At 59.7% G+C, this 21,506-nt stretch carries 18 protein-coding genes; 11 read left to right on the top strand and 7 right to left on the bottom strand.

Features of this window, described 5'->3' with window-relative positions:
• Positions 1–9 precede the first annotated feature (9 nt).
• From PY649_RS27655 to PY649_RS27645, 3 genes are all read right to left on the bottom strand, one after another.
• Positions 10–1,488 carry an MltF family protein gene (locus PY649_RS27655; protein ID WP_285872084.1) on the bottom strand — a complete coding sequence of 493 codons (1,479 nt, stop codon included), beginning with the start codon at positions 1,486–1,488 and terminating at the stop codon, positions 10–12.
• 100 nt (positions 1,489–1,588) lie between these two features.
• Positions 1,589–3,340 (bottom strand): tetratricopeptide repeat protein, encoded by a 1,752-nt coding sequence (locus PY649_RS27650; protein WP_285872083.1) that lies wholly within the window; start codon positions 3,338–3,340, stop codon positions 1,589–1,591.
• Positions 3,341–3,465: 125 nt separating this feature from the next.
• Positions 3,466–3,699 carry a hypothetical protein gene (locus tag PY649_RS27645; RefSeq protein WP_285872081.1) on the bottom strand — a complete coding sequence of 78 codons (234 nt, stop codon included), beginning with the start codon at positions 3,697–3,699 and terminating at the stop codon, positions 3,466–3,468.
• 257 nt (positions 3,700–3,956) lie between these two features.
• Between PY649_RS27645 and PY649_RS27640 the strand changes: the two genes are divergently transcribed.
• The 4 genes from PY649_RS27640 (at position 3,957) to PY649_RS27625 (ending at position 8,438) form a co-directional block, all read left to right on the top strand.
• Positions 3,957–5,939, top strand: coding sequence for a mechanosensitive ion channel family protein (locus PY649_RS27640; protein ID WP_285872080.1), 1,983 nt, complete (start codon positions 3,957–3,959; stop codon positions 5,937–5,939).
• 137 nt (positions 5,940–6,076) lie between these two features.
• A complete protein-coding gene (locus PY649_RS27635; RefSeq protein ID WP_285872079.1) occupies positions 6,077–6,283 on the top strand; it encodes a hypothetical protein in 207 nt (68 codons plus the stop codon).
• Positions 6,284–6,822: 539 nt separating this feature from the next.
• On the top strand, positions 6,823–7,671 hold the full coding sequence (locus PY649_RS27630) for a nickel-binding protein (protein WP_285872078.1): 849 nt from the start codon (positions 6,823–6,825) through the stop codon (positions 7,669–7,671).
• 170 nt (positions 7,672–7,841) lie between these two features.
• A complete protein-coding gene (locus tag PY649_RS27625) occupies positions 7,842–8,438 on the top strand; it encodes a class I SAM-dependent methyltransferase (protein ID WP_285872077.1) in 597 nt (198 codons plus the stop codon).
• Between the two features lie 28 nt (positions 8,439–8,466).
• Here PY649_RS27625 and PY649_RS27620 read toward each other — a convergent pair whose 3' ends face one another.
• Positions 8,467–9,405: a hydrogen peroxide-inducible genes activator gene (locus tag PY649_RS27620; RefSeq protein ID WP_285872076.1), complete on the bottom strand. Its 939-nt coding sequence runs from the start codon at positions 9,403–9,405 to the stop codon at positions 8,467–8,469.
• 332 nt (positions 9,406–9,737) lie between these two features.
• On the opposite strand from PY649_RS27620, the gene katG reads away from it, so the two are divergent.
• Entirely contained in the window at positions 9,738–11,936 is a 2,199-nt protein-coding gene (katG, locus tag PY649_RS27615) for a catalase/peroxidase HPI (RefSeq protein ID WP_285872075.1), read from the top strand.
• A gap of 78 nt (positions 11,937–12,014) precedes the next feature.
• On the opposite strand, the gene PY649_RS27610 is transcribed toward katG, so the two are convergent.
• The gene (locus tag PY649_RS27610; protein WP_285872074.1) at positions 12,015–12,548 is read right to left on the bottom strand and encodes a DUF1269 domain-containing protein; all 534 of its coding nucleotides are present in this window, start codon (positions 12,546–12,548) and stop codon (positions 12,015–12,017) included.
• Positions 12,549–13,063: 515 nt separating this feature from the next.
• Here PY649_RS27610 and PY649_RS27605 point away from each other — a divergent pair.
• The 5 genes from PY649_RS27605 to PY649_RS27585 all read left to right on the top strand — a co-directional run bounded on the left by PY649_RS27605 (position 13,064) and on the right by PY649_RS27585 (position 19,621).
• Positions 13,064–14,716 carry an acetolactate synthase large subunit gene (locus PY649_RS27605; protein WP_285872073.1) on the top strand — a complete coding sequence of 551 codons (1,653 nt, stop codon included), beginning with the start codon at positions 13,064–13,066 and terminating at the stop codon, positions 14,714–14,716.
• Entirely contained in the window at positions 14,713–16,095 is a 1,383-nt protein-coding gene (locus PY649_RS27600; protein WP_285872072.1) for an aldehyde dehydrogenase family protein, read from the top strand. Before PY649_RS27605 ends, PY649_RS27600 begins: the two co-directional genes overlap by 4 nt.
• Positions 16,096–16,203: 108 nt before the next feature.
• Complete coding sequence (locus PY649_RS27595; RefSeq protein ID WP_285872071.1) at positions 16,204–17,811, top strand: bifunctional AfsR/SARP family transcriptional regulator/alpha/beta hydrolase; 1,608 nt, start codon at positions 16,204–16,206, stop codon at positions 17,809–17,811.
• 123 nt (positions 17,812–17,934) lie between these two features.
• Positions 17,935–18,786 carry an alpha/beta fold hydrolase gene (locus tag PY649_RS27590; RefSeq protein ID WP_285872070.1) on the top strand — a complete coding sequence of 284 codons (852 nt, stop codon included), beginning with the start codon at positions 17,935–17,937 and terminating at the stop codon, positions 18,784–18,786.
• 31 nt (positions 18,787–18,817) lie between these two features.
• Positions 18,818–19,621 carry an arginine deiminase family protein gene (locus tag PY649_RS27585; RefSeq protein WP_285872069.1) on the top strand — a complete coding sequence of 268 codons (804 nt, stop codon included), beginning with the start codon at positions 18,818–18,820 and terminating at the stop codon, positions 19,619–19,621.
• Here the strand turns inward: PY649_RS27585 and PY649_RS27580 are convergent.
• Positions 19,595–20,641 carry a quinone oxidoreductase family protein gene (locus tag PY649_RS27580; RefSeq protein ID WP_285872068.1) on the bottom strand — a complete coding sequence of 349 codons (1,047 nt, stop codon included), beginning with the start codon at positions 20,639–20,641 and terminating at the stop codon, positions 19,595–19,597. The two genes, PY649_RS27585 and PY649_RS27580, sit on opposite strands and share 27 nt — an antisense overlap.
• 97 nt (positions 20,642–20,738) lie before the next feature.
• Here PY649_RS27580 and PY649_RS27575 point away from each other — a divergent pair, with 97 nt between their 5' ends.
• Entirely contained in the window at positions 20,739–21,137 is a 399-nt protein-coding gene (locus tag PY649_RS27575; protein WP_285872067.1) for a winged helix-turn-helix transcriptional regulator, read from the top strand.
• A gap of 26 nt (positions 21,138–21,163) precedes the next feature.
• On the opposite strand, the gene PY649_RS27570 is transcribed toward PY649_RS27575, so the two are convergent.
• Positions 21,164–21,346 carry a hypothetical protein gene (locus PY649_RS27570; protein ID WP_285872066.1) on the bottom strand — a complete coding sequence of 61 codons (183 nt, stop codon included), beginning with the start codon at positions 21,344–21,346 and terminating at the stop codon, positions 21,164–21,166.
• Positions 21,347–21,506 lie beyond the last annotated feature (160 nt).

The following is a 21,506-nucleotide window of genomic DNA, read 5'->3' as shown; positions in this document are numbered from 1 at the left end:
ACTGGAAGCCTATTTTCCACCCTCGCTGGCTCCGACGGCCGTTGCATGTGCCTGGTCGCGCGCGGCGAGGAGCGAGTAGGCGACATAGTATTTGTAGATATTGCTCACATATTGCACGGTCTCGCGACCGACAATGGCGGCCGCCGCGTTTTCGACATTGCCGAACCAGACATTAGGGTCCAATCCCATATCGATCGCTTTCTTGCGGAACTTCGCGAGATTTCCTGGCCCGGCATTGTAGGCGGCAAAGGCAAACAGCAGCCGGTCCCTGTCGGTTATGCCGGCGTCCGTAATGTAGGTCGAAACGAGATAACGAAGATATTTCGACGCCGCTTCGATATTCTTGCTCTCATCCTTGTCAATGCCGGTTATGCCGACGGCTTTGTCGGCCGCAGTCGCCGGAAGGAGCTGCATGATGCCTACCGCGCCGCGCGCGCTGCGCCGCTGCTGGTCGAGTTGCGATTCCTGATAACCCTGCGCGATCAGCATCAGATAGTCGAAGGAATAGGTATTGGCGTGCTGCCTGAAGAGGTCCACGACATGCAGGAACCTTTGGACATCGGCCACGGAATAGGCACGCTTGACGATCTTGTCACTCTTGAAGTACCGCGTCTTGAGAATGTTGCCGAAGGTCGTTCCGATGCGGTGCGTCGCCACAAATGGGTTCAGCTTCGCCAGGAGCAAAGGACTGTTCCTTCGGACCGCCCAAGCAATCTTACCGGCATCGGAAATGACCACGTCCGAACGTACCCTGATGTCCGGAAACACTTCCGCCCATATTGCCGCCTTATATTGGTCGACCACCGTGTATGGCAGCAGACCGGCATTGACCATTTCCATCAAGTCCTCGTCCTCGAGGTTCTCGTCGATGGGCTGCAGTTGAATCGGCGGCTTCCCTGCTGCGGTGCGTGCTTTGTTGATCTCCTCTACGTGGGTCCAGTAACTGCTCGAAGGCCGCAGCATAAGAGGCGCACTGACCAGGTCGTCGATCCCTGTTACAGTTTGGGAAGCCGGACCGCTCACAAGCACTTCTGTCGCCTTGTCGAATAGAGGATCAGTAAAATCGACGATCGCCTGCCGTTGTGGCGTGATGGTTAGATTCGCCATAACGATATCGCCGACGCCGTCATTGAGCTCATCAAGGAGCTTGTTGCGGGGCACCGGTATGAAGGCCACTCGGATGTGCTCGATTTCCTTCTTCCGTCCGGTGTTGAGGTAAGCCTCCAGGGCCTGGCCGAACTCCACCGCCGTGCCAAGCTGCCGCCCCTTGTCGACGAAGTAGATTGTCTTGCTGAAGGGGACCAGAATTCGGACAAGACGGCGTTTCTCCATGACGTCGAGATCATAGGTCCCACCCTTTACCGGTATGCTGATCTCCTCGGCGATTGCCGGTGGCGACATCATCGGCACAACGAATGACATAGCCATTGCCAGCATGACCGATAGTGCCCAGCCGCCGGCAGACGCCGAAATGCGATTTCTTTTCATTTTTGCTCTGCCCCATCATCCCACCCGGATGACTCGCCGAGCTTCGCAAAGCTGCCGACGCGCACAAGTACGTTACGGCAAATTGGTGTGCGTCAATATTTCAGAACGCACTCGCCAAGCCTTCGGAGCTCAGGTGAGCACCGGCCTTCCTCAGCCCCTCCTCCATGGAGGCGACCAATGTCTGCTGGTAGCGCCTGTCCGCGATCAGGTTGCGGAAGTTGGATTCGAAGTCTGGATTCCGGCTGCGGAGTTGCGCCAACCGTTCTGCCGCCGCATCCGATCCCAGCTGGCCGAGAGACGCGGCCCTGAGCGCCCTGACAACGAAATCGCTGCAGTTAACCTGCTCGGCAAGCAATGAGGCTTCCGACCAATTCCCTCTTCGATAGGCGTCCAATGCAAGTACAAGCAGGGCATCGTGCGGAACGACATCCACCGACTTTGCAGAGGCTTCCGCCATCCCTGCCGCTCCCTGCCAGTAACCGGCCGCGAACAGGACCATTGCGAGCTTGGCAGTGGCGTCGGGATTGTTGGGATTGAGAGCCAAGGCACGGTTTCCGGCGCTTATCGCGGTCTGGATGCGCCCAGCGTCGAACTGCGCCACCATCAGGGCGATCTGCGCGCGGTCCGAGGCCGGTGCAAGCGACACGGCGCGATTGGCGAGCATGAGCGAACGGGCGACAGTTTCTTCCGGGACGACGCCCTCCTCCTTCGCGATGAGCACGCGCGACAGCGTTGCGGCGGCATCCGCATTGGACGGCTCCTTCGCCACCATCCGTTCAAGACATCCGGACGTTGCGGCGACGTCGGAAGGGCCGCCGTCGTCGAGTTCGAATTCCGCTCTCAAAATGCAGGCATTTCCAAGCGCCCCGATCGCATTGTGGCGGATCTCGATGCTGTTGATCACACCGCGGGTCGTGGCGAACCGCCGCGACAATTCCGCGACCAGCTCGCCGCTTACCGCCTGCGGGCTCTTTCCATCTCCGTCGACCTTCTCGAGCCCGGCCTTCAGGAGGTCCCCGGATCCGGAGTCGACGATCTGCCACCAGACACTCCGGTCGCCATTGTCGCCGTAATACTTCATGTCTATGCGGTAGGATCGCCCCGGCTGGACATGCAATGGGGGCGGTACCGACCCGGTGGCGTCGTCCTCCGATGTCACCGTCAGAGTCTGGAACTGGGTCAGCGCCGTGATCAGCATGTCGCGTGTCAAGGTCGCTTCCCCCTCCAGCTGCTGATCGGGTGCGGAGATGCTGACCGAGACCGCCGGCCTCATGGTAAACACCGGACGGGTATAGAGCCATCCAGCGGTGGCAGCCGACACAGCTACGCAAAACATCGCAGCGGCCGACAGCGGAGTGATCCATTTCCTGGGCCGCGCGGCACGGCCCGCTGCCGGCATGACCATTTCCACTGGCGTCGCGGAATATGCTTGCTCCGCTTCCTGCTCGCCGTTTTCCACGGCCTCGCCGCTCTCCGCAGGTTCATCCACCGCCGCCTTTGAGAACACGACGACGTACTTTCCCTTTGGCAGGTCGATCGAAACGCAGTCTGGTTGTCGGAAAGCCTCGTAATAGTTCGCGACCGCAGATCGTAGACGGCTGACTTCGATCCGCACGATGGGGTCGAGGGAGGGTTCAAAGCTGCTTGATCTGCCAAGCACGTCTATTGCGATCGAGTAGGCCTTGACTCCATCGTCATGTCCGCCGAAATGCCGCTCGGCGAGATAGCGCAATATGGCGCGCTGGCGCTCCGTTGCATGGAACCTGATGTCGGAAAGAAGCCGCTCGACTTCAGCGCGCGCCTCGGTTTCCGTGACTTCGCAGTCCCTTGTGCCATGTTCCTCAGCGTGCATTACAGCCCCCGCTACGCTTGGTCCAAGTCCATGAGAACAGACGAATATATTGCGCAGATGACAGGCGGTTGCAAGCCAAGACGCTAACAAAACCGAAACGTGATGTTTTCGGACGCTTCTCCGTCCTATCTTGGTATTTCCGGGCTGTGCCCAAGACAGTATTCGATGACGTCGTTTTCGATCTCGCTGCAGATCGTCTCATATTCGCGGATCATCAAGCGAGCGTTGCCGTCCGGCTCCTTGAGCAGGCGCTCGAGTGTCACGCTTGCGTCCTCATAGGCTTCGAAGAGGTCCTGGAGAGCGGACGACTTGGCGCCAAGAATCTGAAGGCGCCCGCGCATCGCCGGCAGCTTTAGCATAAGCCTCCAAAGTCCCCGCCGGGCGGCCTCATCCAGCGACTTTGTGCTGCCCGTGCCCATAGACCGTTTTGCTCTCCATTCGGGTTGAAGGAAGACATACTATGCGGTCTCACGATTTCCGTAAGTACGTTACAGTAAACGCCTGGTGCCGCGATGGATCGGCTGAATGTTACGCCGGCATTTACCGTTGCGTACTCGCATTACAGAAGAATTTGTGATCTTATTTCCGTCAAAAGCAGCGGAGAAGGGGACGAAATATGAGATGGGTGGCAGCGGTCCTTTTCGCTCTTCTTCTCTCGACAACGGTGCATGCGCAGACCACACCCTCCGCTCAACCGAAGATCGATGATCTGGTGCGCCTCCTGCAGGACCCGGATGTCAGGGCATGGCTGGAAAGCCAAAAGCCAAAGAGCGCAACAGCGCCTCCGTCAACGTCCGCGGCGCCCGCCTCGGATCTGGAAGACTGGGACAACCAGACGCGCAGCCGCATTCGTACCGTCATATCAGCGATCCCGCGCATACCCACTGAAATTGCGGCCGCGTCCGCCCGAACAAGGGCGGATGCAATGTCGCACGGTTACGCGCCGGTCATGGCCATCTTCGCGGTTCTGGTCGCAATCGGTGCCGCGGCGGAACAGCTATTCCTGCGGATCCGCGCGGTTCGGTTTGCCAAGGCGCCCGGCGCTTTCGCCGCCGCCGGAGCCAAGCTCCTTCCGGTGGTTATCTTTGCTCTTGTTATCGGGGTGATCTTCTTTGCCTTCGATTGGCCCCCGCTGGCACGCATCACGCTGCTCGTCTACCTGATCGCCTTCGTGGCCTACCGCTTTCTAGCCGTATTTGCGGTGTTCTGCGTCGACAACGATCGACTGCTCTGGCGCGTGCGCCTCTTCATGGGCATTCTCGCACTCGCGATCGCCACCAGGAGCCTTGGCACGCCGCTGGGTGTTGATCCCACCGTCACGATGGCCATCTCCTACTGCCTTTCGGTAGTGCTCCTACTGATAGGAGTGGAAGCCATTTGGCGGACATCCACGAAATCCCGCGTGATCAAGGGCGCTCTCACCCTGTTCCTCGTCGCCCTTTGGGTGCTGTGGTGTCTTAATCTCAAAGGTTTGGTTTGGATTGGGATCTATGCACTCATATTGCCCGGCATCTTGAAAGCCGTCGGGCGATCGATTGAAGGGGCGATTTCCTCAGAAGACGGCTCCCACCAGAGCCGCGTTCGAACCATTTTCCTGGTCCGCGGCAGCCGTGCGGTCGTCATCGCAATAGCGGCGGGGTGGCTGGCGGTCGTCTGGCAGTTCAATCCCGACTCCGTTGCACATCAGGACCCCACGCTAACTGCCATCTTCTACGGCCTTCTAAAGAGCGTCGTCGTTCTCCTGGTCGCCGATCTCATTTGGCATATCACCAGGGGCTTCATAGACGATAAGCTCCAGACATTCTCCGCCGACCCTTCGGCTCATGGCGGCGAAGCTGCGAGCCAGCATCGCATTGCCACCCTCCTGCCGATCTTCAAAAATGCGCTTGCGGTTTTTGTACTGGCGGCAACGGTACTCACAGTGCTTGCCCAATTGGGAGTTCAGATCGGCCCGCTGATTGCCGGAGCCGGCATATTCGGCGTGGCCCTGGGTTTCGGATCGCAGACGCTGGTCAAGGACGTCATAAGCGGCATCTTTTACATGTTGGACGACGCCTTCCGGGTTGGCGAATACATTCAGAGCGGCAGCTATAAGGGCACCGTCGAATCCTTCAGCCTGCGTTCGGTCAGATTGCGTCATCATCGCGGTCCGATTTTCACGGTCCCCTTCGGCTCTCTCGGTGCGGTCCAGAACATGAGCAGAGACTGGGTTATCGACAAGTTCATGCTCCGTGTCCCCTTCAACACGGATGTCGCCAAAGTGAAGAAGCTGGTGAAAGGCGTCGGCGCCGAATTGCTGGCAGATGAGGAACTCGGACCCTTCATCATCGAGACGGTGAAGATGAAGGGGGTCGAACAGATCGGCGATTTCGGGATGGAAATTAGCTTCGCTTTCACCACCGCGCCTGGACATCAGTCCATGATCCGCCGCCGCGCCTACACCATGATCCGCGACGTCTTCATGGCAAACGGGATCGAATTCGCGACGCCGACCGTTCAGGTCGGCGGCGAGGAGAAGGCCGCTGCCGTTGCTGCCGCCTCGGCCACGGTCACCGCGGCCAAGGCGGAGCAGGCGAAGGCCGCCATGCCGGAGGGCTGACATGGCCGCCGACGACATCGAGCACGTTCTCGTCCCCGCGCCTTCCGCTGCTGGTCGTCGGCGCGTCCTATCTGTCGTACCATCAGCTCGGGCCGATCGCGAAGCGGTTGTTGCTTCTCTAGCCTATGGAGGTCGCCATGTGGTTCCCCATTCTCGCCCGCCTGCCCTTCGCGATAGCAGGAGTCATTGCGGGCTGGTTCGTTGCCGAAGGCACGTTGCGCTACGACGTCGTGCAGCTCGGCATCGCGCTTGTGATGCTAGCGAGCTTTATCGCTGCGATGATCTACGGACCGACCGTGTGGCGGTGGTTCGGAATCCGGCGCGGACCGGACCATCGTCCGTAGGTCTCGGCATGGACCGACGCGGAAACCAGAGGCCGATCCGAACAGCAACTAACGAGCTATTTCCGCCGAATCTGACGTTATAACTCCGACGGAATCGTTCAGCCCGGCACCCAGGCGGGACCCAGACGCCAGAAATGGCGCGCTAGTGGACAGTGAAATACTCAAATTGATGCTAGAAAATTGGCACAACCCCATCAATTACAGTAACCTTTCCCACACCTAATGAATTAATCAAGACTAGCCAAATATTTCTCTATAAAAACATCTTCCAAAACGATATTGTATTCATGCGTTAAGGTGCCCCCTAGCAATATAACGCGCAATGGAGCCCATGCTCCGTGCCCTCCGTCTCACCCCGGACGGAGGGCAACTCTATGATGGCTGAAGATTATCGATGCTGTCGCATCAGCGTGCAAAATCCGCCCGTCGGCAATGCCCGTCAGGACACTTGCTCGCACCCATCCCAAGGACGGGCTGGGCCACGCTCTATAATTAGGATATCCTTATATAAAGGCGGAAGATTCCAGCGGGGGCGAATAATGGCTATCTTCATGGATCGGCATGATCTTTCGGGAACCACAGCAGCCGACGTTGCCGAAGCACATCGCAAGGACCTCGACATTCAAGATCGGTACGGGGTCAAATTCCTCACATACTGGTTCGATCAGCGGCGCGGAACTGCATTTTGCCTCATGGACGCCCCCGACATGGAAACCGCCCTATGCGTGCACCGCGAGGCGCATGGCTTCGTCGCCGCCGAAGTTGTCGAGGTTTCGTTGTCGGCTGTCGAGGCATTTCTCGGCCGAATACACGACCCGGAGACGCCGCCCGGGCAATCCTCCGCCGAAATGGATGCAGGCCACAGGGCGATCCTTTTCACCGACATTGTCGGCTCGACGGAAATGACATCGCGCCTCGGCGACCGCATGGCGATCGAGCTGGTCAGGGCACATGACGCCGTTGTGCGCAGATGCCTTGGGCAAGCTTCAGGCCACGAGGTGAAGCACACCGGCGACGGCATAATGGCGACATTTGTCTCCATCACCGCCGCCGTCGATTGCGCCATAACGATCCAGCAGGAATTCGAGCGTTACAACCAAGGCAATCCCGAGCCCATTCATATACGCATCGGATTGGATTGCGGCGAGCCAGTCGAAGACAGCAACGATCTGTTTGGCTCAACCGTTCAGCTTGCAGCGCGTCTATGCGCCGCGGCCGCTACCGACCAGGTCCTCGTGTCGGAGAGCATTTTTCGGGAATACGGCGCCGCCGACCTCTTCACACGTGCGACACGGCGGCGCCTGAAGGGTTTTTCGAAACCTGTGCTGATCTTCCAATGTGACTGGACCAAAGCCGGCGTACAACGATCGAGTTCGCGCACCGCGTAGCCATACGCCTGCGCGTCCATTGGGGTACGGATCTCCTGAGGATGGGGTTTCGAGCAATCCTTTGAACGAGTTGCGATGGCAACGGGCCGAACCTAGCATCGAGCCGGTTCGGTGCGATATAGGTTCTGCCGCCGACGCCAAATGGGGGTCGCCGCAGAAGGAGAAGAACGATGGACGATCTGTTCCCCTCGACCTCTATGCCGGACCGGGATTGGTGGGCCGCACTGTGGCCCCGACCGACGGAGGTAATGGAGCAGCTCGGCATTCGGCCTGACATGACCGTCCTCGACCTGTGCTGTGGCGATGGCTATTTCACCGCGCCGCTCGCCAAGCTCGTCGATGGCCGCATCTATGCCCTCGATCTTGATCTCGAAATGATCGAACAGGCAAAGGTCGAGGTCGAGCGCCTCGGGGCGACCGTCCGCCGATGGATCAACGCTGATGCCCGTGAGATCGCATCGCTGCTTGACGGACGCGTTGACTATGTGCTGATGGCCAACACGTTCCATGGCGTTCCCGACCAGCCAGGCCTCGCGCGGGCGGTCTGGCATGTTCTGCGGCCCGGAGGCCTGTTCGCGATCGTCAACTGGCATCCGCTGCCCCGGGAGCAGACCATCGTGCTCGATAAGCCGCGCGGGCCGAGGACGGATATGCGCATGTCGCACGACGCAGTCAGTAAGGTGGTCGAACCTGCGGGATTTCGGACGGTTCGCGTCGAGGAGCTACCGCCCTATCACTACGGCATCATACTGGAGCGCGTGGGGTGATCCATGCAGGCCTCAAGACCGCCCTCTCTTAGCCGCTCAGTTGTAGCGACGAAGGTATCAGATCATGTTGCTCGCGCATCGCATCGGCTGACTGACGAACGATTTCGGAAATCTCAAGGAACTGTTTGGCCAAGGGGCTTGTCCTGCGCCAGATCATCCCAATTGTTCGCGAGGGTTGGGGCGTATTGAAGCGAGCAACAGACACCGATGCCGAGCGCGTTTCCACCGATACAGCCATTTCCGGAATCAAGGTGACGCCAATACCGGCGCTGACCATCTGAACCAGGGTAGAGAGAGAGCTGCCGTCCAGCAGTTCTCGCGGAAGCATCGAGCGCATATTGCAAAAAGACAAAGCTTGATCGCGAAAACAATGTCCTTCTTCCAGCAGAAGCAGCCTCATTTCGCGGAGCGCTTCGCGATTGGGTACCGGCTTGCCCTCGTCCTCGCTGGGCCGGACCAGCACGAAATTCTCCGAAAACAGCGCAACCTCGGTCAGCGAGGGTTCGGATACCGGCAATGCAACAATGGCCGCGTCAAGCCGGCCGTCTGTCAGCTCCTGCACCAGCCTGGAGGTCAGCGTCTCTCGTATGTGGATATCAAGCCCGTCATGCATGCGGGTAAGATTGGCGATGATCTGAGGCAGAAAATAGGGTGCGATCGTCGGGATGACGCCTATTCGCAGCCGCCCCACGAGCCGATCCTGCGAGGCGCGCGCCAGATCTCCGAGTTCATCGACCGAGCGCAGGATGTCGCGGACACGTAGTGCAAAGGCTTCTCCGAAGCTGGTTAGCCGCACCTGGCGCATGCCTCTTTCGAAGAGCTCCGTGCCCAGCGATTCTTCCAATTCCTTGATTTGCATCGACAAAGCAGGCTGGGAGATCGCGCAGACATCCGCCGCGCGTCCGAAGTGACCGTGCCGTGCCAAAGCCTCGAAATAGCGAAGCTGCTTGAGTGTCAAGTTCGTCATAACTCCACCTTATCGCCGCAATCAGTAAATCCAACTTAAATTAATGAAGCAGCTTGGGTATGATACATCGACGGAAATGAGGTGTTGTCACATTTGGTCCATACAATGACCGCCGGCAACGTGCCGCTCATTGACGCCCAGACTATCCAGAACGCCGGCACCCCAGGCTGCTTCAGGACAGCCAGCTGCGAAGAAGGCCCGAAACAACGAGGATATTCCATGTATCTGGCATGTCGTCATCGCGCTGGCCACGAAACCGGGTCGCTTTCCAGAGGATACAAGATGACTTTACTCTGGACGGCTCAATTCAAGTAACTACGAGGGAGAGAAATATGGATACGAAAGCCGAGACTGCCGGCAAATGTCCGGTCGCGCACACACATACGGCCCACGGCGGGAGATCGAACCGGGACTGGTGGCCAAACCAGTTGAACCTCAAGATCCTCCATCAGAACTCCTCCCTGTCCAGTCCGATGGGCAAGGCGTTCAATTATGCCGAGGAATTCAAGAAGCTCGACCTGAATGCCCTTAAACAGGACCTTCGCGCGTTGATGACGGATTCGCAGGAGTGGTGGCCGGCCGACTTCGGCCATTACGGTCCACTTTTCATCCGCATGGCATGGCATAGCGCAGGCACCTACCGCACCGGCGATGGCCGCGGCGGCGCAGGCGCAGGTCAGCAGCGTTTCGCCCCGCTCAACAGCTGGCCGGATAACGTCAACCTCGACAAGGCGCGCCGGCTGCTCTGGCCGATCAAGCAGAAATACGGCAACAGAATCTCCTGGGCCGACCTGATGATCCTCACCGGCAATGTCGCCCTGGAGTCGATGGGCTTCAAAACGTTCGGCTTTGCCGGCGGCCGCCCGGATGTGTGGGAGCCGGAGGAAGACGTCTATTGGGGCGCCGAAGACACCTGGCTCGCCGACAAGCGTTACTCTGGTGAACGAGACCTCGAAAATCCCCTCGCCGCCGTGCAGATGGGTCTGATCTACGTCAACCCGGAAGGCCCGAACGGCAATCCTGATCCGTTGGCAGCCGCCACGGACATCCGCGAGACCTTCGCGCGCATGGCCATGAACGACGAAGAGACCGTCGCTCTCATTGCGGGCGGACATACGTTCGGCAAGACCCACGGGGCAGGCGACGCAGCGCATGTCGGCGCTGAACCCGAGGCCGCTGGCATTGAAGAGCAGGGCCTGGGCTGGAAAAGCAGCTTTGGCACCGGTAAGGGCGGCGACACGATCGGCAGCGGCCTGGAAGTCACCTGGACGACGACGCCGACAAAGTGGAGCAGCAACTTCCTCTGGAACCTGTTCGGCTACGAATGGGAACTGACGAAGAGCCCGGCCGGCGCGCATCAGTGGACACCGAAACATGGCGCCGGCGCCGGTACCGTGCCAGATGCACACGAAAAGTCGAAGCGTCATGCGCCGTCCATGTTGACCACGGACATCGCCCTGCGCGCCGACCCGGCCTATGAAAAGATTTCGCGGCGCTTCTTGGAAAATCCGGATCAGTTCGCCGATGCCTTTGCCCGCGCCTGGTTCAAGCTGACCCACCGCGACATGGGCCCGCGCGTGCGCTATCTCGGCCCGGAGGTTCCGGCAGAGGAACTGATCTGGCAGGATCCCCTCCCCGCCGTTGATCACCCGCTGATCGACGCGCATGACATCGCCGATCTCAAGGACAAGATCCTCGCATCGGGACTGCCGGTCTCGGCGCTGGTCTCGACCGCCTGGGCCTCGGCAGCAACCTTCCGCGGCTCCGACAAGCGCGGTGGTGCGAACGGCGGGCGCATCCGTCTTGCTCCACAGAAGGATTGGGCGGTCAACCAGCCGGCTCAGCTCGCGACCGTGCTCGAGAAGCTTGAAGGCATCCGGAAGGCGTTCAACGACGCCCAGTCCGGCGGCAAGAAGGTGTCGCTCGCGGACCTGATCGTCCTCGCCGGCTCGGCGGCGGTCGAAAAGGCCGCGAAGAACGCCGGCCACGACATCGCCGTTCCGTTCGCACCGGGCCGCACCGACGCGAAGCAGGAACAGACCGATCTGGAATCCTTTGCCGTTCTGGAACCGATCGCCGACGGGTTCCGTAACTATCAGAAGGGCGAATATGCCATCTCGCCCGAGGAGTTGCTGATCGACAAGGCGCAGCTTCTGACGCTGACGGCGCCGGAAATGACGGTCCTGGTCGGCGGCATGCGCGTGTTGAACGCCAATGCCGGACAGTCCCAGCACGGCGTTTTCACCACGCGCCCGGAAACGCTTACCAATGACTTCTTCGTCAACCTGCTCGACATGGGGACGGTGTGGAAGGCTTCTTCGGACTCGAAATATGTGTTCGAGGGACGCGACCGCAACACCGATGACGTCAAGTGGACAGCCACTCGCGTCGATCTCGTCTTCGGTTCGAACTCCCAGCTCCGGGCGCTTGCCGAAGTTTACGGCCAAAGCGACGCGCAAGAGAAGTTCGTGCATGACTTCGTGGCAGCTTGGACGAAGGTGATGAACGCAGATCGCTTCGATCTGATCTGATCCGCATGGAAAACTAGTCGGGCGCGGCTGGGTTTCGGCCGCGCCCGACTGAGGTGTGTGCAAAGATTGTCTGCCCCGTCAGCTGGCCGGCGATGCTTGAACCGTGCCCGTGGCGAGTGCGTCCTGAAGCCTTCGCTCCTGCTCTGGCGATAGCGACGAGCGCAAGATGCGTGCATGCTCGCCCTTGAACTCCTCAAGCACCTTTTCCGGCTGGACCTTGCGTACCAGCAGGAAAAGCGCGGAGCTGTTGGCCGGAATCGTTTCAGCCAGCTTCTTGATCAGATCGTCATTGATGCCGTAGTCGGTGATCGACCCAGCGAGCGCCCCGGACCCCGCTCCGAAGGCGCCGCCAAGCACCATCCCGGCCAGCGGGTTGAGAAACAGCAAGCCCACGAGCGCGCCCCACAACGCGCCGGAAAGACCACCACGCGTCGCGCCTGCAGCGGCTAGGTTCACGCTCTGCTTGAGGCGAACCTTGCCTGCGCCGTCGCGTACGACGACCACGGCATCCTCGAGATCGATGAGGTATTCCTTCTCAAGCTGTGACAGTCTGTTGAGGATCGTATCGGCCTTGTTTACGTCATCGAAGCCGAGCACTACGAGTTCTGACATGGAAATTCCTCCGTGTTGAGATCGCGATCTGAACCTTGCGCTGCAACCTGGTTCGTCCCCGGTTCGTCCACGAAACGAACTGCAGCTACAACCTGCTTCCTGCTGTTACCACAACCGTGTGAGAGGTCGATGAAAGAGCCCGACCTGAAATGCACTCTCAATACTATTACACCTGCGGATGCTACACCTCCGGCCGTTACACCTCCAGATGTTTCACGGCATTGTTGGGTTGCCCTGGAAGAGATAGCGGCGCTATTCTCCCGGCAAGTAGAGCCGCGGCAACCTTGAAGACGGGCGCTCCAATGCCATGGTGACGAAAAATTGCGTCGCCGGTGTCCTTTCGCTTCAATAGCGTAGTCGCTTATGCAGCCGCATCGGCTTGGTTGGTTGGGCTCCCCTCCGTATCGTGAGACGGAGGCTACCAGCTTTCCGGCCCAACGGTTGCGCCGCCAACAAAGGCCTTGCCCGGCAGGTGCGGGCATGGATGATGACTGACCAACCATTCGGAGATCGGCATGCCCAAAGGATCGGAACTTCTTGTCGCCGCGTTGGAAAATGAAGGGGTCGAACGCATATTCGGCATTCCCGGAGAAGAGAACCTCGACGTCGTGGAGGCGATCCGGACATCCTCGATCGAGCTTGTGCTGACCAGACACGAACAGGCTGCCGCTTTCATGGCCGCGACCTACGGCCGACTGACAGGAAAGCCCGGCGTGTGCATTTCCACCCTCGGCCCCGGCGCGCTCAATCTCTCGACAGGTGCTGCCTACGCTCTCTTGGGCGCCATGCCGATGATTATGATCACCGGGCAAAAGGGCGTTCTGTCTTCGCGCCAGGCGCGCTTCCAGGTCGTCGATGTCGTAGCCAGCATGAGACCGCTGACCAAGCTTTCCCGCCAGATCGTTTCGCCGTCGATCATACCGACGCTGGTGCGCGAGGCGTTCAGGATTGCGCAGGAGGAACGGCCGGGACCTGTCCATTTGGAGCTGCCGGAGGATATCGCCACCGAGGAAAGCGCACCGGTCCCGATGGTGCCGCCTCATCCTGTAGAGCTGCCCGTCGCGAATGCGGACGCACTGGATCGGGCGGCCGAGTTGATCCGGCATGCGAAACGGCCGCTCATCATGCTCGGCGCTGCCGCCTCCCGGCCGCGTTCAACATCGGATCTGGCCAATTTCGTCATCAGGACCGGGATCCCCTATTTCACCACACAAATGGGCAAGGGCACGGTATCCGGCGGCACCGAACTCTATATCGGTACGGCAGCGCTTTCCGAACGCGATTACGTCCATGAAGCGATCGAGCGGGCGGATCTGATCGTGACGATCGGCCACGATACCATCGAGAAGCCGCCGTTCATCATGGGAAAAACCGGTCCTCAGGTGGTCCACGTCGGATATCAGCCGGCAACGGTTGAGCAGGTCTATTTCCCGCAAACGGAGGTTATCGGCGATATCGGTCCCTCGCTGAAGCTGCTCGCCGACAGGCTTGAAGGGCAGCTTCCAGACGCGAAAGCCCTTCTGCCGCTGCGCTCAGGAATCCTGGCAAGAGTCGCCGCACGCGCGGAGGAAGATCGTTTCACACCGCAGCGGATCGTCCATGACGTTCGCACCGTCATACCGCCCGATGGCATCGTGGCACTCGACAACGGCATGTATAAAATCTGGTTTGCCCGGAACTACAGGACGCAAGTTGCGAATACGCTGCTACTGGACAATGCGCTCGCCACCATGGGTGCGGGCCTTCCATCTGCCATGACGGCCGCTCTGCTCTATCCGCATCGCAGGGTGCTGGCGGTCTGCGGGGATGGAGGCTTCATGATGAACAGCCAGGAACTCGAAACGGCGGTTCGCCTCAAGCTCAACCTTGTCATTCTGGTGCTGGAAGACAGTGCATATGGGATGATCCGCTGGAAGCAGGCGGTCGACGAATTCCCGGATTACGGCATGACTTTCGGAAACCCCGACTTCGTGACCTATGCCGAAGCCTATGGGGCCAAGGGCCATCGCGTGGAACGCATCGATCACTTCGTTCCCACACTGGAGCAGGCGTTCCTAGAAGGCGGGGTTCATCTCGTCGTGGTCCCAGTCGATTATTCCGAGAATAAGCGCGTCCTCGTTGACGAACTAAGCAAGAGACTTCCCGTTTTGCCGGAGCAGACAGCATGAGCACTTTGACCGTATTTCAAGCCTTCGACCGTTCGCCCGTGCGTGAAATACCTATGGACGATGCGCCGGCGCTCGCGACCAAGATTGCGATAGCGGCTGCAGCGTTCAAAGACCGGGACGGCTGGCTCAAGACATATGAGCGTGTCGCCATCCTCCGGAAGGTTGCCGACCTTCTAAACGCGCGGGCAGAAACCTTCGCGAAGCAGATCGCGCTGGAAGGAGGTAAACCCTATCCGGATGCCGCGGTCGAAGTCGCGAGAGCTGCCGACGGCCTTCGCAACGCCGCCGACGAGCTAAGGAACTTCGCCGGCAAAGAAATCCCGATGGGGCTGACGCCGGCAAGCGAAGGCAGATGGGCTTTTACGACGAAGGAGCCCATCGGCGTCGTGGCCGCGATTTCCGCATTCAACCATCCCGTGAACCTGATCGTCCACCAAATTGCACCTGCCATAGCGGTCGGATGCCCCGTCATCATAAAACCGGCGGCTGCGACACCCCTGAGCTGCCTCGCTCTCGTGGCGCTGTTCCGCGAAGCCGGACTGGAAGAACGCTGGTGTCAGACGCTCATCACCGACGACAACCTGCTGGCGGAGAAACTCGCGACCGATCCGCGCGTGAGATTCCTCAGCTTTATCGGATCGGCGAAAGTCGGATGGTATCTCAGGAGCAAGCTTCCCCCCGGCACGCGATGTGCGCTGGAACACGGAGGCGCAGCTCCGGTGTTGATCCATGGCAGCGCCGATATCGGGACGATTATCGAGCCGATCACGAAGGGCGCCTATTATCACGCCGGCCAGGTATGCGTTTCCACCCAACGCATTTTCGTCGACCGTGCGCGTTTCGATGAATTTGTCGAGCTCCTCTCGGCGCGTGTGGGCGCACTTCGGGTTGGCGATCCGCTACTTCCCCATACCGAGGTCGGACCGCTCATCCATCCGCGCGAAGCGAGCAGGGTCACCGAATGGATCGACGAGGCGACCACTGCCGGGGCCCGCGTGATCGGCGGCGGACATCTCTCGGAAACGACGCTGAAGCCGTCCATCTTGCTGAATCCGCCGCCCGAGGCGAAGGTCTCGCAGCTCGAGGTGTTCGGGCCCGTGGTCTGTGTCTACGCCTACGAGGACTTCGGTTCCGCCATCGAAGCAGCGAACGGAGTCCGATGGTCCTTCCAGGCAAGCGTTTTTGCGCAGGATATCGGACCCGCCCTGACGGCTGCGCAAAGATTGGAAGCCTCCGCCGTCATGATCAACGACCATACGGCGTTCAGGACAGACTGGATGCCATTCGCCGGCCGCAAGGAGTCTGGCTATGGCGTGGGCGGCATTCCCTGGACCATGAAGGATATGTCTGAGGAAAAGATGATCGTTCTACGGCGATAAGAGCGTTAGGGCCCTGCCGTTGATCATCTGGCGGCAACCGGGCTGATTTCACTTTGAACCGCATTGTTCTAAGCTGTTGACCGAAGACTACCGTCAAGTCGGTGTATCATGGTCGACCAGCTAACGATCGAGGTCTTGGGCGAACTCAATGTCAGGCAGCAGGGACGGCTTGTGCCTCTGCCGCAGTCGAAGAAGACCCGCGCCCTTCTCGGTTATCTGGCCGTCATCGGAAGACCCCAGCGTCGCGACCACCTTTGCAAGATGTTCTGGGAAGTTCCGGACGACCCTCGGGCTTCCTTGAGGTGGAGCCTTCACAAACTCAGGCCAATCGTAAATGCGGAAGGTCATGAGCGTCTGCATGCGGACCACAATTCCGTTCATCTCAGCCCCCAGACAATCAGCGTAGACTTCAAGGGCATGGTTTCCCTTCCACCCGCTGACCTCGACGTCCTGGATACGGAGACATTAGAGTCGCTGGCGACGACATTTCGCGGTGAATTTCTCGAAGGCCTATGCCTGCCGCACTGCCCGAACTTCGAAGCGTGGCGCCTATATCACCGAGACAGAGCACTTCGGCTGCACGCGGCGATCCTACGCGCCCTCATCCGACGCCTTCGCGACAGTCCCGAGCGAATGCATGTACATTCCATGGTGCTCGACAGGCTTATCGAAGAGATAGCCGACGCCGACCCGCCCGAGCAGCGGAAGGAGCCTTCAACCTCCGCGGCCGGGCCGGTGCAGTTTCGTCGCGATACTGCATACGCGTCGCTTGGACTTTCAGCGCCGGGATCAGGATCCAACTCCCACACCTCTGAAACAGACGCCCCATTGCCATCTGCGATGTCGGGCAAGAGATCGCAGGATATTCGCTTCTGCAAGACCGCCGACCAGGTGACGATTGCCTACGCGGCGTGTGGACACGGGTCGCCGGTTGTGCGCGCAGCACATTGGATGTCGCACCTCCAGCATGATTGGGAAAGCCCGGTGTGGAGGCATTGGATCGACGCCCTTTCGGAAAAAACGATGCTCGTACGTTACGACGAACGTTGCAACGGTCTCTCGGACTGGGTCGCCGAAGATCTCTCGTTTTCGGCGATGATCGCGGACCTGGAGAGCGTGGTCGATGCGGCGGGCCTCGACCGATTCACACTTCTCGGCGTATCGCAAAGCTGCGCCGTCTCGGTCGCCTATGCCGTCCGACATCCTGAACGGCTCTCAGGGCTCATCCTATACGGCGGATTTGTAAAGGGGTGGCGCAAGCGAAGCGACAGCCATGAAGTCGCCACGCATGAGGCGATGACCGCGCTGATCCGGGAAGGCTGGGGCCAGAACAATCCGGTGTTTCGGCATCTGTTCACGGCAATGTTCATTCCGGGGGCGAGCCAGGTTCAGATGGATTGGTTTGACGAATTGCAGCGCATTTCGGTGTCGCCTGGCAACGCCGGTCGCCTGCACGAAGCATTCGGGGAGATCGACGTTTCGGACGTCCTGTCGCAAGTGACGGTTCCGACGCTCGTCTTGCATGCCAGGCAAGATGCTGTCGTACCCTTTCAGTCCGGAAGGGAGTTTGCAGCCGGAATCCCTGGGGCTCGATTTGTCGATCTCGACAGCGCCAATCACATTCTCCTCGCCGAAGAGCCCGCTTTCCGGCAGTTTGTTCGCGAAGTGAGGCGATTCGTCGCCGAAACGGCGGAGGTGCAGGTTAGGGTGCCTTGACCTGTTAGCTGCACTCTTTCAACGATTGGGTCGGCATTTTCAACGCTCGCTCCCACACTCTTTCTCACGCGTGCAAAATAGGATGCTTACTGCTGAATTCGACGCTCACAGGGAGGCACGACGATGAGGATTCATACTGTAACCGGCGGCGCAGGATTGCGCCTGCATGTTCGCGAGTGGGGCAAAGAAGACGCGCCGACGATCTTTTTCATCCACGGATGGTCACAGAACCACCTATGTTGGAAAAGCCAATACGAAAGCGCGCTTGCCGAGGATTTTCGCCTGGTAGCCATGGACCTGCGCGGTCACGGCATGTCGGACGCCCCGCTTGAAGCGGCGCATTATACCGATCCGCAGCTCTGGGCAGACGATATCGCCGCCGTCATAGATCAGCTCAACCTTGCAAGTCCGGTTCTCGTGGGCTGGTCCTATGCCGGCTACATCATCTGCGACTATCTTCGCGCCCATGGACCTGGCCGTATTTCAGGCATCAATTTCGTGGGCGCGGCGACCACCATGAACAAGGCGGCGCTCGGCACCCTGATAGGCCCGGGCTTTCTCGACCATGTCATTGGCGCCACGAGCGACGACTTGCCCACCAACATCGAAGCAATCCGCAATTTCGTACGCGGCTGCACCTATTCGCAATTGCCTTCCGAGCTGCTCGAGACGGCAATTTGCTGGAACATGACCGTGCCGGCGAAGATTCGGGCTGCTCTGCTCGCCCGCGAGATCGATTCCGACGATGTGCTAACCGCACTTGCACTTCCTGTCCTTATGACGCAAGGCGAAGAGGACACGGTAATCCTGCCGGCCATGGGGCGGCACCTTCTGGCATCCTGCCCAAGGGCGACAGCATCGTGGTATGCCGCGGCCGGGCATGCACCGTTTCTGGAGAATCCTGGTAGGTTCAACAGCGAGTTATATCAGTTTGCTCGTGACGCGCATTTCGACAACCACGGACAATCACGATAAAAGCGCTGAACGGCAAAAAAGGTAGTTGGAAATGGCTTCACCCAAATCAGTTTATCATTTCAACTCCGCGATCGTTCGCGAGCCATCGCGGTCGGTTGTCGACGGCCTGCGTGCCGGCGACCATGCCAGCCCGACTTATGAGGGCGTGAAAGCGGAGCATGATGGTTACATCGCCGCGATGCGCGAAGCCAGCGTTGAGGTGACCATCCTGCCCACGCTCGAGGCCTTCCCGGATTCTATCTTCGTCGAGGATCCCGCACTCGTGTTCACCGAAGGTGCGATCCTGCTTCGGCCGGGTGCGGCAAGCCGCACTGGCGAAGCAACGGCAATCGCACCCGCCTTGCGCGACATGTTCGACACCGTCCTCGATCTCCCAGGTCATGGATACGTGGACGGCGGCGATGTTCTGACAACGCCGAAGAGCGTCATGATCGGCCTTTCGGCACGAACCGACAAGGCGGGCGCCGAGGCTCTCGCCGGTTGCATCGACAAGCTCGGCCGCAAAGCCGAATTAGTTATGACGCCGGAAGGCGTGCTTCATTTTAAAACGGACTGCTCGTTGCTGGACGAAGAAACGGTGCTCGCGACGGCCCGTCTTGCACGCTCCGGCGTCTTTAAGAACTTCAAGCAGATCATTATTCCGGAAGGCGAAGAGCCGGCTGCGAATGCGCTGCGTGTCAATGACGTCCTCATGGTGCCTTCCGATTACCCGCGTACGCTCGAAATTCTCGATAAGCTCGGTTACAGGATCGTCCCGATGAAGACCGCGGAAATCGGCAGGATCGATGCAGGTCTCTCTTGCCTGTCGCTACGCTGGTATCGTGACGGCCAATAGCCTTGCCGGGAATCGAGCGGTCCTCATGCGGCAACCGGTTCCTCGGGGCACCAACACGACCTTTCCGCCAACGGCGCGATCTTCGAACGCCTGGTGCGCACGCCAGGCCTCGTGAAACGGAAATTGTCCGCCTTGCGAGACGCTGATTTGACCGCTGGCAGCGAGTTCATAAAGCTTTGCAAGGTCGGCCCTGACGTTTTCCGGTGAAAGCAGGGGCAATAGAGAAAACCCTGTTAGCGACTGGTTCCGCTGAAACAATTGATCCATGTCGCTCTTGCCGAGATCGAAACGACCGAGGGCGGCGAAGACCAATCCGCCAGCCAGGGCGAGCGCTCGCAAAGCCGCCTTCGTCACCGCGCCGCCGACGGTGTCGTACAGGAGATCGACGCCGAACCCATCGGTTTGCGCCCTGACGGCATCGGCCCAATCCGCTTCGCCGTAGTCGATCGCCAGATCGGCGCCCAGCGAAAGTGCGAATTCCCGTTTCTCCCTCGTGCTGGCCGCGGCGATCACCTGGCGGGCGCCTTCACGCTTCGCCAACTGCACGAGCAGCGAACCGACGCCTCCCGCGGCGGCTGTTACAAGAACCCGCTTGCCTTTCGCAGGATTGCGCCGCGTCATGTGCAGCGCCGTCAAGCCCTGAACCATTAATGCGACGGCATCGTCAAAGCGGATGCAATCGGGCAGGCTGATCAAGGAAGCGCCGTCGACCGCGACGAACTCCGCATAACCTCCGGCGCGTCCAAGGGCAAATAGCGGAACACCGACGCGAGCGCCAAGCAACGCCGGATCGCCCCCGACCCCAATCCGCTCGACGATGCCAGCCACTTCGACGCCCGGGATCATCGGCAGTTCCGGCGTCACGGCGTAGCGGTCGGCCCGCATCAGCACTTCGAAATAGTTAATGCCGGCCGCGTGGACCCGCACCAGCACCTCACCCGGCGCCAACTCCGGCAAGGGGATCTCGGCGACTTGCAGGACATCCGGCGGACCGAAGCGGCTGAATTGAACGGCTCTCATGGCAGACCTCACGTTGAAATGCTGTGAGGCACGGTTTAGCTATAGAATTCACGCCAAAATACACACTCTTTCGTTCCATACCCACCAGGAGGTGACCATGGCGGATCCGACGAAGAGACTGCCGAAACTGCCGGTCGAACGCGCATTGAAAGTCATCGCCGGCCGCTGGAAACCGGTCATTCTCTACTATGTCTTTGACGGCCCGAAACGCCTTTCGGAGCTGAAGCGCATGATGCCCGACATCACGCAGAAGGTTCTGATCCAGCAATTGCGGGAAATGGAGGAGCATGGGCTCGTCGGGCGCCGGGTCTTCGCCGAGGTCCCTGCCCGCGTGGAATATACGGCAACGGAGCTCGGGCTTGCACTGGAGCCGGTGCTCCTGGCACTTTGCCGTTGGGGTCAGCGTCACGCGGAGGAACAAAACGAGTTGGACGAATTGGCCGATTGCATTGTCCATCCACGAGCGAGCCAGGCTCGCGCAAACACCGCGGCCTGACTGTGACGTAGGTCTCTATGGTCCACTCACCCGGTGGTGGACGTCAGCACGCCCGATCCCGTCAATTCGACGAAGCCTTCAGGACCCTGTGGGCGCTTGAACCCATCGCCCGGCCGGTCTCCTTTGCGTCCTTCGCCATCCCTCTTACCGTGTCTGCGCAGGACGACAACGTTCACCAGTAGTGCGGTAGCGAGCAAGACTTTGAACATCGCGAAATCCCTACATGGTGATCACGTAGATTCAATTTAGCCGTGCACTTCTCATCGACAGGAAGCGGATAAAAAACATCCGACGGTGCTGCCGCTTCGAACGCCGAGCTACCCCGAACGGCTGAACAAGATTGCACACGATGCAGTTTGCAATCCCGTC

Source organism: Rhizobium mayense (genome assembly GCF_030272705.1).
GTDB classification, from domain to species: domain Bacteria; phylum Pseudomonadota; class Alphaproteobacteria; order Rhizobiales; family Rhizobiaceae; genus Rhizobium; species Rhizobium mayense.
The sequence above is the reverse complement of the archived record's forward strand: the minus strand, read 5'-3'. Positions and strand labels throughout refer to the sequence as shown.

Coding starts and splice junctions, on each gene's coding strand:
- PY649_RS27605 (WP_285872073.1), top strand. CDS start 13,064: ATGCCCAAAGGATCGGAACTTCTTGTCGCCGCGTTGGAAAATGAAGGG.
- PY649_RS27590 (WP_285872070.1), top strand. CDS start 17,935: ATGAGGATTCATACTGTAACCGGCGGCGCAGGATTGCGCCTGCATGTT.
- PY649_RS27610 (WP_285872074.1), bottom strand. CDS start 12,548: ATGTCAGAACTCGTAGTGCTCGGCTTCGATGACGTAAACAAGGCCGAT.
- PY649_RS27655 (WP_285872084.1), bottom strand. CDS start 1,488: ATGAAAAGAAATCGCATTTCGGCGTCTGCCGGCGGCTGGGCACTATCG.
- PY649_RS27570 (WP_285872066.1), bottom strand. CDS start 21,346: ATGTTCAAAGTCTTGCTCGCTACCGCACTACTGGTGAACGTTGTCGTC.
- PY649_RS27625 (WP_285872077.1), top strand. CDS start 7,842: ATGGACGATCTGTTCCCCTCGACCTCTATGCCGGACCGGGATTGGTGG.
- PY649_RS27630 (WP_285872078.1), top strand. CDS start 6,823: ATGGCTATCTTCATGGATCGGCATGATCTTTCGGGAACCACAGCAGCC.
- PY649_RS27640 (WP_285872080.1), top strand. CDS start 3,957: ATGAGATGGGTGGCAGCGGTCCTTTTCGCTCTTCTTCTCTCGACAACG.
- PY649_RS27580 (WP_285872068.1), bottom strand. CDS start 20,641: ATGAGAGCCGTTCAATTCAGCCGCTTCGGTCCGCCGGATGTCCTGCAA.
- PY649_RS27575 (WP_285872067.1), top strand. CDS start 20,739: ATGGCGGATCCGACGAAGAGACTGCCGAAACTGCCGGTCGAACGCGCA.
- PY649_RS27620 (WP_285872076.1), bottom strand. CDS start 9,405: ATGACGAACTTGACACTCAAGCAGCTTCGCTATTTCGAGGCTTTGGCA.
- PY649_RS27600 (WP_285872072.1), top strand. CDS start 14,713: ATGAGCACTTTGACCGTATTTCAAGCCTTCGACCGTTCGCCCGTGCGT.
- katG (WP_285872075.1), top strand. CDS start 9,738: ATGGATACGAAAGCCGAGACTGCCGGCAAATGTCCGGTCGCGCACACA.
- PY649_RS27595 (WP_285872071.1), top strand. CDS start 16,204: ATGGTCGACCAGCTAACGATCGAGGTCTTGGGCGAACTCAATGTCAGG.
- PY649_RS27645 (WP_285872081.1), bottom strand. CDS start 3,699: ATGCTAAAGCTGCCGGCGATGCGCGGGCGCCTTCAGATTCTTGGCGCC.
- PY649_RS27585 (WP_285872069.1), top strand. CDS start 18,818: ATGGCTTCACCCAAATCAGTTTATCATTTCAACTCCGCGATCGTTCGC.
- PY649_RS27650 (WP_285872083.1), bottom strand. CDS start 3,340: ATGCACGCTGAGGAACATGGCACAAGGGACTGCGAAGTCACGGAAACC.
- PY649_RS27635 (WP_285872079.1), top strand. CDS start 6,077: ATGTGGTTCCCCATTCTCGCCCGCCTGCCCTTCGCGATAGCAGGAGTC.